The sequence below is a fragment of the Pseudomonas sp. UMAB-40 genome (assembly GCF_900095275.1).
GTDB lineage: Bacteria > Pseudomonadota > Gammaproteobacteria > Pseudomonadales > Pseudomonadaceae > Aquipseudomonas > Aquipseudomonas mandelii_B.
Genome location: NZ_LT607552.1, coordinates 228,328 through 243,908 on the forward strand (window position 1 = coordinate 228,328; position 15,581 = coordinate 243,908).

Annotated in this window: 11 protein-coding genes and 1 pseudogene; 1 reads left to right on the forward strand and 11 read right to left on the reverse strand. The window is 58.1% G+C overall.

Annotation, left to right across the window (positions count from 1 at the left end):
• Nucleotides 1-867, reverse strand: a pseudogene (locus tag K0F88_RS32225) (hypothetical protein); the annotation flags it as partial.
• Between the two features lie 499 nt (nucleotides 868-1,366).
• On the opposite strand from K0F88_RS32225, the gene K0F88_RS03770 reads away from it, so the two are divergent.
• A complete protein-coding gene (locus K0F88_RS03770; RefSeq protein ID WP_219094061.1) occupies nucleotides 1,367-1,663 on the forward strand; it encodes a hypothetical protein in 297 nt (98 codons plus the stop codon).
• Between the two features lie 61 nt (nucleotides 1,664-1,724).
• Here K0F88_RS03770 and K0F88_RS03775 read toward each other — a convergent pair whose 3' ends face one another.
• The 10 genes from K0F88_RS03775 to K0F88_RS03820 form a co-directional block, all read right to left on the reverse strand.
• Nucleotides 1,725-2,375 (reverse strand): DUF2931 family protein, encoded by a 651-nt coding sequence (locus K0F88_RS03775; RefSeq protein ID WP_219094063.1) that lies wholly within the window; start codon nucleotides 2,373-2,375, stop codon nucleotides 1,725-1,727.
• A gap of 18 nt (nucleotides 2,376-2,393) precedes the next feature.
• The gene (locus K0F88_RS03780) at nucleotides 2,394-3,047 is read right to left on the reverse strand and encodes a DUF2931 family protein (protein WP_219094065.1); all 654 of its coding nucleotides are present in this window, start codon (nucleotides 3,045-3,047) and stop codon (nucleotides 2,394-2,396) included.
• A complete protein-coding gene (gene tssI / locus K0F88_RS03785; protein WP_219094067.1) occupies nucleotides 3,040-6,534 on the reverse strand; it encodes a type VI secretion system tip protein TssI/VgrG in 3,495 nt (1,164 codons plus the stop codon). The genes K0F88_RS03780 and tssI overlap by 8 nt, the downstream gene beginning before the upstream one ends.
• 383 nt (nucleotides 6,535-6,917) lie before the next feature.
• Nucleotides 6,918-7,862, reverse strand: coding sequence for a carbohydrate kinase (locus K0F88_RS03790; RefSeq protein WP_219094069.1), 945 nt, complete (start codon nucleotides 7,860-7,862; stop codon nucleotides 6,918-6,920).
• Nucleotides 7,863-7,875: 13 nt separating this feature from the next.
• Nucleotides 7,876-9,372 carry a xylulokinase gene (gene xylB / locus K0F88_RS03795; RefSeq protein ID WP_219094071.1) on the reverse strand — a complete coding sequence of 499 codons (1,497 nt, stop codon included), beginning with the start codon at nucleotides 9,370-9,372 and terminating at the stop codon, nucleotides 7,876-7,878.
• 168 nt (nucleotides 9,373-9,540) lie between these two features.
• Nucleotides 9,541-11,013: a mannitol dehydrogenase family protein gene (locus tag K0F88_RS03800; protein WP_219094073.1), complete on the reverse strand. Its 1,473-nt coding sequence runs from the start codon at nucleotides 11,011-11,013 to the stop codon at nucleotides 9,541-9,543.
• 15 nt (nucleotides 11,014-11,028) lie between these two features.
• The gene (locus K0F88_RS03805; RefSeq protein ID WP_219094075.1) at nucleotides 11,029-12,132 is read right to left on the reverse strand and encodes an ABC transporter ATP-binding protein; all 1,104 of its coding nucleotides are present in this window, start codon (nucleotides 12,130-12,132) and stop codon (nucleotides 11,029-11,031) included.
• Nucleotides 12,133-12,305: 173 nt separating this feature from the next.
• Nucleotides 12,306-13,136: a carbohydrate ABC transporter permease gene (locus tag K0F88_RS03810; protein ID WP_007936731.1), complete on the reverse strand. Its 831-nt coding sequence runs from the start codon at nucleotides 13,134-13,136 to the stop codon at nucleotides 12,306-12,308.
• 10 nt (nucleotides 13,137-13,146) lie between these two features.
• On the reverse strand, nucleotides 13,147-14,073 hold the full coding sequence (locus K0F88_RS03815; protein ID WP_109631004.1) for a carbohydrate ABC transporter permease: 927 nt from the start codon (nucleotides 14,071-14,073) through the stop codon (nucleotides 13,147-13,149).
• A 182-nt stretch (nucleotides 14,074-14,255) separates the two neighbouring features.
• Nucleotides 14,256-15,566 carry a sugar ABC transporter substrate-binding protein gene (locus tag K0F88_RS03820; RefSeq protein WP_219094076.1) on the reverse strand — a complete coding sequence of 437 codons (1,311 nt, stop codon included), beginning with the start codon at nucleotides 15,564-15,566 and terminating at the stop codon, nucleotides 14,256-14,258.
• Between the last annotated feature and the right edge of the window lie 15 nt (nucleotides 15,567-15,581).

Consider the following 15,581-nt stretch of genomic DNA (forward strand, 5'->3'; position numbering starts at 1 on the left):
AGGCACACCCTCAAGCCACTTCCCATCCGCGCCCTTGTCATGCCCATCCCAATCCTTGCCCCAGCCAAACTCCACTGCGCAGATGTAGTCGGCAATGTGCTCCCCACTCACCCCCAATCCTTCATTCAAAATGCTGGACGGGGCCTGAAGGCCTACCTTGGAGGCTTCGACCTGGTTGGAATGGGTGCCGCTCGCGCCATCGGTTCCCTTTGCCGCAACGGCCGAGTCTTTGTTGGCAGGCTTTTCAGCTCTTTTCGGGTGGCTTGAGCCGGAGGAGGCCGCAGAACTGTTGCGCTGCATGCCTTTCCATTTAAGCAGCCGCTTCTCAACGATGCCGACCATGGCCGGCATGTTGTCACGGGAGGCTGCGAGGACGGTGACGACCGATGTTTTGGCCCAGTTGGGCAGGCTCTGGAATGTAGAGGAGCCTTTCACGCCGGTGATGATTTCGTCGAGTTCGGCACGCAGCTTTCCAGCGTCGAAAATCTGTTTGAGCAGCTCTTCAGGGCTGGTTTTAACCCCGCATTCCTGGAGGACGAAGCGAAGCAGGTCGAACAGGACCGGGGCGTAGCGCTGCGGGTCTTTGTTGACGATTCGCAAGCTCTTTTTCAGGCCGTCGCCCGGTCCTGGAACCCAGCCGATCACGGCCATCAACAGATCGAATTGCGCGTCTTCCTTACCGTCCGTTGACTCTGCGTTGTAGAGGACGATAGAGGATTCGATAGTGTCGTAGGCGTCGATGGCCTGGCCCAGAAACGGCACTGCGCCGAGCGCGATACCTTTTGCCAGTTCAACCGCTGCCTCTTGATAGGCGGCGCTACGGTCTTCGCCACCCTCGTTTGCGCTCTCAGCTACTGCCTCGCTCATGTCAGCCTCCCTGCGGCTTTCTCCACTAATGCTTGTAAATCAACCTGATCCGGGTCCAGGCCGAGCTTGCGTAAATCTTCGTTAACTTTCTCGTCCGAGTTCTGCACGACCGTTACGCTTTCACGATTGAACGGCCTCGGATCCTCGCCGTAATACACTTTTACGGAAGTTTCTTTAGGAAAGCGGTTACGGAGGCTTCGGCCTGGTCCTACAGGATCCGGCGCCTTATCGACTTTCGCCTGTTGGGGGGAGCGATTACTGTTTGGGCTCGCTGCAAAATCAGCGATCGGGTTTGGTCACCTGATGCCATCACACATATGTGTGCCATCATTCGCGCTGCGGACATCCAAGTCCTCGTAGTGTCTTGCAATGGCGGCTGTGTGCTGGACGCCTTCGGGCGAACCGATTTGATGGTATCGGTTGACCAAGCCTGTACACAGCCGCCTCCCATCGTTTGGTCACGGTGCTGGCGTTACTTATTAACCATCGAGTAATTACTATGCCAACGTTCAAACCGTTTCCAGATCGTTATCGCTCACTCAACAGCGGCGTTACCGATTCAAGTCCTTTGCTGATCGACACCGAAGGCAACCCTCAAGACATTCTCGAGGCCGGGTTACAGCGCGTACGGGCCTCAAGTCAGCTACTTGAAACGCTTCATTGTCTATGTTTCAAACACAGCGATGTTCAAGATATTCCGCACTTTACTCACGCGCTTTACTTGCTGACTCAGGACGGGTTTGACCTGTTAGCGGTTGCACAGCAGCGGATGATGGGGTGGAAGGCGCCGGTCTGACGACTGATCTTTAAAAAAATCCAGCGCTGCTAGGCGCTGGATTTTTGTATTGCGTCATGAATTACCAAGAGCCATACGGCACACCAAACTTTTCGACGTACGCTTTGGAAACGGCGGAAAGGGGGCGGTAGTGACCTCCAGACTTACCTTCGTATGGGCCACGCGGATCAATCACGGCTTTTACCGCGGTCACCTCGATCGGCGTCATGCATGGACCGCCAACCCAGACTTTGGCAATACCTCCGGGGACCAGCCTTATACCGATTGACTGACGATAGCCAGTGATCCATTTCCCATCGGCAGCGCAGAAAACCTTTTCACCCTTAAGCATAATCTCCCGAGTAGCCTCAGGGATTTTAACCACCATCAGGTAGGTTTGCGGTTCGACCTGCGACTGCCAGCGGACATAAATCTGCTTGGGCAAGTCGGCCCCTGTCACATGCTTACCGCTGCCGATGCTAGCTCTTTTCGGCCAACCTCGCGGATCGCCAGAATTGTTTGGCGGCTTTAACATGGAGGCAAGTCCACTCATTGCACGTGGGTATACATGGTTCTGAATATCGACAACATCGGCGGTTTCGATCCAAACCTCCATGTAAGCGGGGGCCGAGAACCCCAAGTACCAGGATTTGTAAGGCATTGGCTCGCTGTTGGCGTATGTGCAACCACTGAGCAAAAATGCGCAAATCGTAGTTCGCAAGAAATTACTCATCAGGCTGCTTTGGCTCTGTCACTTCCAAGAATCATAGGGCACACCAAATTTTTCTACGTAGGCTTTGGATTGGTCGGACAGCTTGTCGTACTTACCGCCAGACTTTCCTTCATATGGGCCGCGTGGATCAATAACGGCTTTTACCTTGGTCACTTCTATCGCTGGCAGGCACGACCCCATCACCCACATTTTGGCTATCCCGCCGGGCGCCAAATTGATAACCAACGCGTTGCGGTAGTCTGTAATCCACTTACCATCAAATGCGCAAAAAGCTTTTTCTTCCTTGCGCATTATCGTCCTTGTCGTCTCGGGGACCTCGATCACCATTTGGTAAGTTTGCGGTTCGACAAGAGACTGCCAGCGTACGTAAATCTTTTTTGGCAAGTCCGCCCCAGTTACATTCTTACCTTTGCCGATTCCTGGCTTTTCGGGCCACCCTCTAGGGTCGCCAGTGTTGTTAGGAGGCGTCTGTATGGCAGCAGTACCACTCATCGCTCGCGGATAAACCTGCTCTTTGATATCGACTACATCAGCCGATTCAATCCACACTTCCATGTAATTCGGCGCTGAAAAGCCCAAGCGCCATGATTTGTAAGGCAATGATTGGCTTTCGGCGGGCGCGCATCCGCTGAGCAGAACAGCGGCAACAACCATACGTATAAAATTACTCATTAGGGTGCACCGTGCGCACAGAGTTTATGTCTGGTCGATTGATGAAAACTATGTTCAGGTCGCTATTGTTTCGATTTTTAGCGGCATTCCAGTTATCTGACAGATGAACGTAACGGCGGAACAACAGTTCTTCCTCCTGCGAAGTCAATCCTGTTGTTTTACTTTTTCCCTGAGCATATGCCATCAGTTTTTCGGAAATGGGGACGAGCTCGGCGGGTAGCGCAAGCCTTGGATCGTCCATTGGAATTTGTCGAAAAGGCACTCCATTCTCCACTGCCAATTCGCGCATTATTCGATAGTAAATTAAGGATAGGTCGCTACGAACTTCACGCTGGCTGCTGACGGCGGCATAAACGTATTTCATATCTTTGCGATTTTCTTTGCCCGTTGTACGAAACGGTACCTCCCACGTACGGATTTCCAATGGAAGGTTATATTGGGACAACTGATCTTGAAGCCGTCTCAAGTCTTCTTGGGCAATCTTGTAACTGTTAGCTTCAACAAAAGATGTCCTTTCGTCGACCGGACTTTTACGCGGTTTGCTGAGCAGAATCCGTTCCATCGCCTTGGGTAGATAGCCGCCACCGAGGTCCGAGTGCACACCCGGCAAGCTAATATCGGCCGCCCCAAGACTGTTCAGGGAAAAATTGTAACGCCGTTCATTTCGAGCAACCAATTGGACGACCTTTTTAGCCGCGTCCGGCGCCACAAAGATGTTGATCCCGGGGTTATAGGCATTATTACCATTCAAGTCGCCAACCAGCGGATTGGCAATGGCGGCAACGGTGTCGTAAACGCCAATGAAATTTATAGAGACATCGGTATGCGGCTTCCAAGTAAAGCTATCCGCTAACCCGGCAGTACCGGTGGGAATTGCTTGGGCCAAGATACTTTTCTCACCCTTTAACACTTCGTTGGCGAAGTCCCTTGCCGCTGCGGAGCCACGACTGAACCCGAAGATATCGAACTCGATTTTCGCCACGCGCTTATCGGGATTGTTCTCTTGAAAGGGGCGTATCACCCCAAGCAGCAACGCCGGAGTTTCTTCAACTCGCGCCCTGACGCCTTGTGCGCCTAAGCCAGTGCCTTGAGAAAAAGTGGAGTCTTCTGCGGTACTGCTGGTACCGATCCCATCCACATAAATCGACAAATTCGCCTGTTTAGCATCGATAGGCAGCGAGTCATCCACTTGGTTATCGTAGAGCTCAAATAGCCTGGCCACGTTACTGACGTCGTTCCCGTAACTGTTATCCGGCGAACTGCCCTTGCCGTCATACCCGTAAGCCGCGCAGAACTGACGAATATCCTCAGCCGACTCCTCCAGATTCACATCCGGCGCAAAGCAGCCAAACACCCGTTCACTGTTACTGCGGTTATTCCCCGTACCATCAAAGAACACCCCAATCCGCAACGTAATATCTTCCAGCTCAACCTCTTCTTCCTCTTCCTCCAGCTCTTCCTCCTCAGCTGGACGTGCTGCCTTAGGCTCCAAATCAGCCACCGCATTAAACTTGCCAATCGGCGGAGCACTCAGCAGTTTCCCTGCTGCGGCAGCCGCTGCTGCACCCGGAATAATCGGCGGAAGAATCTTAATCCCGCTCCCCGAACCCGGCGATCCACCCGAATTGGTCTTCACCTCAGCCCCACTGATCGTCACACCCCCCGCATCAACCTTGACGAAACTCCCGCCAGCCTTGGCCGTCAGTTCCATCCCACCTTCAACCACCACCTTCTGCCCAGCGTGGTAATGAATCTCCTGACCCGCCTCGACAAACTGCGCCGTCCCCACTTTCACATGCTGAGTTGTAGCCACGGTCAGGTGATCATCCGCCCGCGCTTCAGTCTTGCGGTCCAGATGGGTAATCCGGTGTTCTTCAACCTTGAACTCGCTGAACACATTGGCCTCAACCGTGTCATGGCGTTCATTGCCGATGCGGATTTTCTGGTCGTGCTCGATGTTTTCATCCCAGTCGCGCTGGGCATGCAGGTAGATCTGTTCCGCGCCTTTCTTGTCTTCGATGCGGAACTCGTTGTAACCCTTGCCGCCCGGGGAACTGAGGGTTTTGAAGGTGCTGCGGGTCTTGTTCGCCGGCAGGTCGTAGGGGACGACGTTTTCCTTGTGGAACAGGCAGCCGGTGATCAGCGGTTGGTCGGGGTCGCCTTCGAGGAAGGTGACGAGGACTTCCATGCCGACGCGCGGGATGGCGATGCCGCCGTAGGCACTTCCGGCCCAGCCGGTGGCGACGCGCAGCCAGCAACTGGTGTTGTCGTTGGCCTGGCCGTCGCGGTCCCAGTGGAATTGCACTTTGACGCGGCCGTATTCGTCGCAGTGGATTTCTTCGCCGGGCGGGCCGGTGACGATGGCGGTCTGGCTGCCCAGGACTTTCGGTTTCGGGTGTTCGAGGGCAGGGCGGAAGTGCGCGTCCCACGGGGTGGCAAGGAAGGTGTTGCGGTAGCCCTGATGGAAATCGTCTTTATTGTGGGTGACGTCGCTGGTGACGTTTTTGCCGAGCACTTGCGGCTGCTTGCCTTCGTGCACGACTTCGAGCAACAGCCAGAGGTCGTTCCACTCGGCGCGCGGGTGTTCGCTCAGGGCCATGAAGTGGCCGCTCACCAGGGTGGGCTCGTCGCCTTTGCCTTCGGCGAGTTGGTAATCGCTGCGATGGCGTTCCAGCGCACGGGTTGCCAGTTGTTTGCCGCGTTCGCGGGTCACGAAGCGGCCGGGGTAGTCGTAGTCTTCGAGGTCCGGGGCGAAGGTGCTCTTGGCGGTGCCTTCGGGCAGGATGCTTGGTTTCTCGAAGTCGTAATCGCGGCGGCTGACGCGGGAAGTCCGGGTTTCCAGGCGCAGGTTGAAACGTTTGATCACCGGTTTTGTGGCGGCCATGCCGGAGTCTTGCTGGTAGGCCACGGGTGCGAGTTTGCGGAACACCGTCTGGTCATCGCCGAAGACGAGTTTGTGGCCGCTGGCACTGTGTTGGAAGTGGAAGTGAATGCCTTCCTCTTCACACAGACGCTGGATGAAATGCAGGTCGGATTCGTCGTACTGCACGCAGTAATCGCGCTCGGGGTAGATCGCGCCGAGCTGGAAACTGTAGGCGTCGGCCAGGATGCCGCGTGCTTCTAGGACCTGGGCAATGATCTTCGGCACACTTAAATGCTGGAAAATCTGCTGGTCATGGTTGTGACGCAGGTAAGCAAGTTGCGGAACCAGGCTGATGCTGTAGCGCGTCAGGCTTTTGCCGGAGTCGCCTTGCTCGATGCGATAAACCAGACCGTGGATGATGCCTTCGCCGGTAGCGCCGAAGGTCAGGCAGCCAGGCTTGTGCAGCAACTCTTCGAGTTTCAGGTCGGGACGGGCGCTGACCAGTTCGATGTCGAAACAGAACGGTTGGTTGAGGGTTTCGCGACCGACGAAGCTGAGCACTTGCAGGTCAACGGAAACGCCTTCCAGCGTCAGGGAAATATGGGTTGCGTTCGCGTCCAGCATGCCTTTAATTCCGTCCTTTGAATAAGCTGGTGCGGATGGTGCAGCATTAAACCGACTCGTTCAAGGCGCAAATGGCGTAGGTGTGGAGGCCTTGGGCTATCGGGAAAACCCTTAGATACGGGGTTTTGGCCAATGGATGCGGGGGGTTGTTGCTCCATCCTCTCCAGCACATCCTTGCATCACAGGGGCGGGGCGGCCAGAAACTGATAGTCATTTTCAGACTAAAGTCATCTGTAGCCCTTGTTGGGACCGAAAGTTGGCGGTGTGTGTTACACCGCCATCGCGGGCAAGCCCGCTCCCACAGTGATCTCCAGCGAACACAGATTTTGTGTTCGGCAATGATCATTGTGGGAGCGGGCTTGCCCGCGATAGGGGCCTGTCAATCAGCGAAGATCCAATTGCTGCCGATACGGCAAATCCGGCCCCGTCTTGCTGCACGTCAACGCTGCCGCCTTCACCGCAAACTTGAACATCCCGTCGATTTGCCCGCGCTCAAGCGATTGCACGCCCTCAACCGAATCCAGTTGCTGCTCGGTCAACCAGGTAATCAATGCCGCCTGAAACGTATCACCCGCGCCCACGGTATCGGCGATTTTCACTGCGCTCGCCGGCACCGACCACGAACCGTGCGCACGGCTGAACACCGTTGCACCCTCGCCACCGCGGGTCAGGAACACCAACTGACAGCGATGTTGCAGCCAACCCTCAATCACTCGCTGCGGATCTTGCTCGGGGTACAACAGGCTCAAGTCTTCATCGCTGACTTTGATCAAGTCGGCCAACTCAACCAGCGTCGCAATCCGCGAGCGCCACAGGTCGATGTTCGGCTCAGGATTGAGTCGTACATTAGGATCAAGGCTGATCAGGCGTTTGCCGCTTTCACGCTGCACCAACGCCAGTAAGGTGTCGGCAATCGGCTGCACCACCAAAGAATACGAGCCGATGTGTAAACCGCGCACTTCCGGCCCCAGCTCAGGCAAATGCTCAGGTTTGAGCTGCCGATCTGCGCAACCTTCACCGCGAAAGCTGTAGTGAGGCGAGCCATTGGCACCGACGGCGACCATCGCCAGCGTGGTCGGTGCGGCGAAATCCACGAGGAAATCCGGGCGTACACCTTCATCCTGCAGCACTTGCTGCAAGCGTCGCCCAAGGTAGTCGGTGGACAACCCGGCAAACAGCGCCGCCTCCACGCCCAACCGACGAAGTCCAACCGCCACATTGAACGGCGAACCGCCGGCAATCGCCTTGAAATTCACTTTTGAAGCCAGGCCACTGGCGTCTTCTTCACTGAAGAAATCGAACAGCGCTTCGCCACACACCAGATACATAGTTGTTCGCTCTTTAAAGGGTTGCGACATGTTGTTGATAGCGTTCATAGGCCTGCTGACAGGCCGCCACATTTTCCGCAATCGGTAAGGTTTCACTGGCCGGATCGAGCGTCACGCAGCGCTCGCAAAGGTCCGCCAGGCTGTCCTCGTGGCCGTTTGCCCAAGACTTGCACCACGCCGCTTGAATCGCCGCGCCGAGGGCTGCCGCTTCGCTCTGCTCGGTACAGATCACCGGGGTGTTCATGATGTCGGCGACGATCTGCCGCCACACCGGGCTTTTAGAGCCGCCGCCGATCAGGCAAATGCTGCGGCTTTGTAAGCCATTCTGGCGCAGCAGGTCCAGTCCATAACGCAAACCGAAGGTCGTGCCTTCTACCACGGCGCGGCACAGATTGGCCTGGGTCAGGTTGGTCATGTTCAGGCCGAGCAGGCTGCCGGTGGCATGGGGCAGGGCGGGGACGCGCTCGCCATTAAGGAACGGCAGCATGCACACGCCTTCGGCACCAATCGGCGCTTGCGCCACCAAGGCGTTGAACTGCTCGATATCGAGGTCGAACAGCTCACGAATGACCCCGGTGGCGTTGGTCAGGTTCATGGTGCAGATCAGCGGCAGCCAGCCCCCGCTGGACGAGCAGAACGTCGCGACAGACGCATCCGGGCTGACTTTCGGCTGGTCAGCATAAGCGTAAACCGTCCCCGAAGACCCGAGGCTCATAGTGATTGCGCCAGGCTTGATGTTGCCGGTGCCGATCGCGCCCATCATGTTGTCGCCGCCCCCGCTGGACACCAGCGCTTGCGGGTTGATGCCGAGATGTTCAGCGATGCTCGGCAGGATCGTGCCAACCGCTTGATGCGCGTCGATCAACTCCGGCAACGCGGCTTGCAGGCGTCCGGTCGGGTCGATGTCGCGCAGCAACTGCAAATCCCACTGGCGGGTCCGCACGTTGAAGTACCCCGTGCCTGAGGCATCGCCGTACTCGCTGCAACTGCGGCCGGTGAGCCAGTGGTTCAGGTAGTCGTGGGGCAGGAGGATGCGGGCGATCCGGGCGAAAATGTCCGGGTGCTGTTCTTTGGTCCACAGCAGTTTGGAAACGGTGTAGCCCGGCGCGATGACCACGCCGAGGCGCTCCAGTGAGCCTTTTTCGCCGCCGAGGTGGTCTAGCAGACGATCGTTTTCCGGGGTGGATTCGGTGTCGCACCAAAGCTTGGCCGGACGCAGCACTTGGCCCTGGTCGTCGAGCAGCACCAGGCCGTGCTGCTGACCGGAGACGCCGATGCCGAGGATGTCCTGGCCGTCGACGTGCGCCGCGAGTAACGCGCGGCGGGTCGCCAGGGCGAACGCTTCCAGCCACTGACAGGTGTCTTGCTCGCGCCGACCGTTGGCACCGCTGATCAAGCTGTGCACGGCGGCGCCCTGACCCAGGACCTGCCCGCTGTGGGCGTCGAGGATCACGGCTTTGGTGCCCTGGGTGCCGCAGTCGATGCCGAGGAAGAGTTGTTGCTTTGCCATCGAAGGTCCTTGGATCGTCAGATTCAACAAATAGGTTGTCTGTCAGTCCGTCATCGCGGGCAAGCCCGCTCCCACAGGGATTAACGTGGTTCATAAATCTGTGTTTCGCCACGGAACACTGTGGGAGCGGGCTTGCCCGCGATGACGGCCTCAGTTTCACCGCCGCACTTACGCCAGAACCCGCTCCAACGTCCGCGTCACACCCACTTCCCGCAAGCTGTTGCAGCACCATTCAAACGCCGCCACAAACTCCGGTGAATTCGGAATCGCCGTACCAAAGATCTCCTCAACCTCCAGCAACCGCTGGGTAATCAACAAATCATCCGCCACCAACGCCTGGCAGAACGTCGCACGAGGATCGGGTATCGAATAAGTATCCCCATTCTCATCCACGCCTTTCAAATACAGCGCCCAGGCTGCCACCACCAACGCGGCACGCCTGGTCTCCTGGCCATCGGCAATCAGACGATTGATGGTCGGAATGGTGAACTTGGGAAACTTCGACGAGCCGTCCGAACACACTCGCTCCAGTTGATCGGCAATCGCCTGATTGGAGAAACGCGCCACCAGCGTGTTCTTGTAATCCGTCAGATCAATCCCCGGCACGGGCGACAATTGCGGCGTGACATCCAGATCCATGTAGGCACGCACATAGCGCACAAAAAGCGGGTCATTCATGGTCTCGTGCACGAAGCGATAACCCTTCAGGAACCCCAGATACGTCAGGGCCAGATGACTGCCGTTGAGCAGTTTGATCTTCATCTCTTCATACGGCGTGACGTCGTCGGTGAATTGCACGCCGACCTTTTCCCAGGCCGGACGGCCGTTGACGAACTTGTCTTCCAGCACCCACTGCACAAACGGTTCGCAGACCACCGGCCAGGCATCATCGACGGCATGTTTGTCGTGAAGTTGCAGCTTGTGTTCAGTGCTGGTCATTGGCGTGATGCGGTCGACCATCGCGTTGGGGAAGCTGACGTGGGTGGCGATCCAGTCACGCAGATCGGCATCGCGCAACGCGGCGAAGGCCAACAAGGCTTTACGGGTGATGGCGCCGTTGTGCGGCAGGTTATCGCAGGACATCAAGGTGAAGGCCGGCGTGCCGGCGGCGCGACGTTTGGCCAGCGCGGCGCAGAGGAAGCCGAACACGGTTTTCGGCGCGTTCGGGTTGGCCAGGTCGTGCTGGATTTGCGGCAGGTGCGCCATGAACTCGCCGTTGCTGTCGTCGATGCAATAACCGCCCTCGGTGATGGTCAGCGAGACGATGCGGATCTCTGGACTGGCGAGTTTGTCGATCAACGCTGCAGCGCCGTCTTCGGCCAACAGCATGTCGCGAATCGCACCGATGACCCGGACTTCGGTGTCGTCGGTGTCGCCCAGTTCGAACAGGGTGAAGAGGTAATCCTGCTCTTTCAGATCGTCCCGGGCGCGGCGGTCTTCGGCGCGCAGGCCGACCCCGCAAATTGCCCAGTCCAGGCCTTCGCCGGTATTCATCAGCGCGTCGGTGTAATACGCCTGATGGGCACGGTGAAAACCACCGACGCCGATGTGGGCGATGCCCTGGCGCGTATCGCTCAGGGTGTAGGCGGGCAGGGCCACTTCGGGGGCGAGGCGGTTGAGGTTCTGTTGGTTGAGTTTCATCACAGGCTCTCTAAATCAGGCCGCTGCACGCAGCGGGCGGGTCAGCGCCACGCCGTCGGCATCGAATAAATGGCAGTGTTCCGCGTCCAGATGCAGGTTCAAGGCTTCGCCGTAACGGCTGGCAAGGTCGCCACGAACGCGCATGGTCAACGCTTCGCCGGAAGCGGCCACGACGTGGCAGAAGGTGTCGCTACCCAGGCGTTCGCTGACGTCAGCGGTGACCTGCAAGGTGCAGTCGCCGGTTTGCGCGAGGTTGAGGTGTTCCGGACGAATGCCCAGGGTCACCGCGCCGCCGATGTTCAAATTAGCGCCACTCAGCGGCAGGGTGATGCGGGGGCCGGCGTCCAGCATGACTTCACAGCTTTGGCTCTCGACGCGGGTGACTTTGCCTTTGAGGAAACCCATTTTCGGTGTTCCGAGGAACCCGGCGACAAACAGGTTGGCCGGCTGGTGATACAAGTCCAGCGGCGAGCCGACCTGCTCGATTTTGCCGCCGTTGAGGACGACGACTTTGTCGGCCATGGTCATCGCTTCGACCTGGTCGTGGGTCACGTAAATCATCGTCGCTTGCAGGTCTTTGTGCAGGCGCAACAGTTCCAGGCGCATCTGCACGCGAAGCGCGGCGTCGAGGTTGGACAGCGGTTCGTCGAACAGGAAGATTTTCGGGTTGCGCACAATCGCCCGGCCGATGGCCACACGTTGACGCTGACCGCCAGACAGTTGTTTCGGTTTGCGCTCAAGCATCGGCCCGAGTTCGAGGATGCGCGCCGCTTCGCCGACTTTCTTCTCGACTTCAGCCTTTGGTACACCGGCCAGATCAAGGGCGAACGACATGTTCTTTTTCACGGTCATGTGCGGGTACAGGGCGTAGGTCTGGAACACCATCGCCAGGTCGCGCTTGGCCGGGCTGACTTCTGTAATGTCGCGGCCATCGAGTTCGATGGTGCCGCCGCTGACTTCTTCCAGGCCGGCGATCAAGCGCAGCAGGGTGGATTTGCCGCAGCCCGACGGGCCGACGAAGACCACGAATTCCTTGTCGTTCACTTCCAGGTCGATGCCTTTGATGATGGAAAAGCCTTCGAAGCCTTTTTGCAGATTCTTGATTTTCAGGTTGGCCATGATGATGGGCCTCCACGTGTTGTTATTCAGTTGAGCCCAGTGGGCTTGTGCAGGAGCCGACTTGCTGGCGATGAGGCCATTAAATGTGCATCGGTCTTTAGGCCCTCATCGCCAGCAAGCCGGCTCCTACAGGGTGCGTGTTCGGTCAGTCATTCGCGTTGAGGCGGCGATCTTCATTTCACGGCGCCAAACGACAGGCCGCGCACCAGTTGTTTCTGGCTGATCCAGCCGAAGATCAGGATCGGCGCGCAGGCCAGCGTCGACACCGCCGACAACTTGGCCCAGAACAGGCCTTCGGGGCTGGAGTACGAAGCGATCAACGCGGTCAGTGGCGCGGCTTTCGACGAGGTCAGGTTCAGCGACCAGAACGCCTCGTTCCAGCACAGGATCAGCGACAGCAGCACGGTGGAGGCCAAGCCTCCCTTGGCGATTGGCAGCAGCACCCGGACCATTTCCTGCCACAGCGTGGCACCGTCAAGACGCGCGGCTTCGAGGATGTCTTTGGGGATGTCTTTGAAGTAGGTGTAAATCATCCAGACCACGATCGGCAGGTTGATCAGCGTGTAGATCACGATCAGCGCGATGCGTGTATCGAGCAGGCCGAAGCTCTTGGCCAACAGGTAGATCGGCATCAACACGCCCACCGGCGGCAGCATCTTGGTCGAAAGCATCCACAGCAGCGTGCCTTTGGTGCGCTGGGTTTCGTAGAACGCCATGGAGTAGGCCGCGGGCACCGCGATCAGCAGGCACAGCGCCGTAGCGCTGAACGAAATCACCACCGAGTTCCAGGCAAAGCTGAAGTAGTCGCTGCGCTCGTTGATGTGCAGGTAGTTCTCCAGCGTCGGCGTGAAGATGAACTGCGGCGGCGTGGCGAAGGCGTCGATTTCGGTTTTGAAACTGGTCAATACCATCCAGAAGATCGGGAAGAAGATCAGGATCGCGATGGCCCAGGCCAGGGTGCCCAGCAGCAGGCTTTGCAGGCGACGGGATTGTTGAAGGGTCATGGCGCAGGCCTCAAGTCTTGTCTGTCAGGTTTTTGCCGATCATGCGCACCAGCACGATGGCCGCGATGTTGGCGATCACCACTGCGATCAAGCCACCGGCGGACGCCATGCCGACGTCGAACTGCACCAGCGCCTGGTTGTAGATCAGGTACGCGAGGTTGGTCGAGGCATAGCCGGGGCCGCCGTTGGTGGTGGTGAAGATTTCGGCGAACACCGAGAGCAGGAAGATGGTTTCGATCATCACCACCACCGCAATCGGGCGAGCCAGGTGCGGCAGGGTGAGGTGCCAGAAAATCGCGATTGGCCCGGCCCCGTCGAGGCGCGCGGCTTCTTTCTGTTCCTGATCGAGGGACTGCATGGCGGTCATCAGGATCAGGATCGCGAAGGGCAGCCATTGCCAAGACACGATGATGATGATCGACAGCAGCGGGTAGTGCGCCAGCCAGTCCACCGGCTGTGCGCCGAACAGCTTCCAGACGTAGGCGAGAATCCCCGACACCGGATGGAAAATCAGGTTCTTCCAGATCAGCGCACCGACGGTGGGCATGATGAAAAACGGCGAGATCAGCATCACCCGGACGATGCCGCGACCGAGGAATTCGCTGGCCTCCAGCAAGGCACTGATCAGCACGCCCAGCACCACGCTGATCAGCAGCACGCTGCCCACCAGCAACAGGGTGTTGGTGGCGCCGGGCATGAACCCGGAGTCAGTCAGGAAATACGTGAAATTCTCCAGCCCGACAAATTCGTTTTCGCCAGGATAGAGCAGGTTGTAGCGGATCATCGAAAAGTAAACGGTCATGCCCAGCGGCACGATCATCCACAGCAGCAACAACGCCACCGAGGGGCTGACCAGAAACCAGCCGGGATTGGCCAGCCGGCTTTTGCGCACCGGTTGGGGGATGTCCATGTGAGCTTTGGCAGTTGAAATATTCATGGCGATCACTTGCTCGAAATGCGGCGAGACCCTGTGGCGAGGGAGCTTGCTCCCGCTCGGCTGCGAAGCAGTCGTAAATCCGGAAAATGCGGTCTGTCTGATGAATCGCGTTTCCAGGTTTTGGGGCCGCTACGCAGCCCAGCGGGAGCAAGCTCCCTCGCCACAATTTGGATGGCTAGAGGCTATTTGGGATAACCGGCGCGCTTCATCTCACGTTCGGTGGTTTGCTGGGCCGCCGTCAGCGCCTGGTCGACCGTGGTCTGGCCAATCAGCGCCGCCGAGAACAACTTGCCGACCTGCGTGCCCACCGCCTGGAATTCAGGAATGGTCACCAACTGGATGCCGATGTAGGGCACCGGTTTGAGGGTCGGTTTGCTCGGGTCCGCCGCTTTCAGCGATTCCAGCGTCACCTTGGCAAACGGCGCGGCGCTCATGTAAGCCTCGCTGTACGTCGAGGCCCGCGTGCCAGGCGGCACATTGGCGATGCCGTCTTTTTCGGCGACCAGTGCGCCGTATTCCTTGGAGGTGGCCCAGGCACTGAAGGTTTTCGCTGCGTCCTTGGCCTTGGAGCTGGTCGGGATCGCCAGCGCCCAGGAATACAACCAGGCCGAACCTTTGTCGGTGGTCTCATGCGGCGCATAAGTGAAGCCAACGTGCTCGCTGACCTTGCTTTGGGTCTTGTCGGTGACGAAGGAACCGGCGACGCTGGCATCCACCCAGATTGCGCACTTACCACTGTTGAACAGCGCCAGGTTTTCGTTGAAGCCGTTGCTGGAGGCTCCCGGCGGGCCGGATTTCTTCATCGTCTCGACGTAGAAGTTCAGGGCGTTTTTCCACTCAGGGCCGGTGAATTCCGGCTTCCACTGCTCATCAAACCAGCGCGCCCCATAGGCATTGGCGACGGTGGTGATCAGCGCCATGTTCTCGCCCCAACCGGCCTTGCCGCGCAGGCAGATGCCGTACTGTTCTTTGTCCTTATTGGTGAGTTTGCTGGCGAATTCGCCGATCTGGGTCCAGGTCGGGTGCTCGGGCATGGTCAGCCCGGCGTCCTTGAACAGGTCGGTGCGGTAATAGGTGATGGAGCTTTCCGCATAAAACGGCAGGGCGTAGAGCGAGCCCTTGACCGAAAGACCTTCACGTACCGAAGGGAATACGTCGTCGAGGGCGTAGGTGGCCGGCAAATCCTTCATCGGCTCCAGCCAGCCCTTGGCACCCCAGAGTGCGGCTTCGTACATGCCAATGGTCAGTACGTCGAACTGCCCGCCCTGAGTGGCAATGTCGGTGGTCAGGCGTTGGCGCAGGACGTTTTCTTCCAGCACCACCCAATTGAGCTTGATGTCCGGATGCTCGGCTTCGAAGGTTTTCGAGAGCTTTTGCATGCGGATCATGTCGCTGTTGTTGACGGTGGCGATGGTCAGGGTCTGAGCGCCGAGGCTGACGCTGCTGAGGGTCATGCAGGTGAGGGCAAGCAGAGCTTTTACAGAAGGTTGCATCGTGCACTCCTTTTC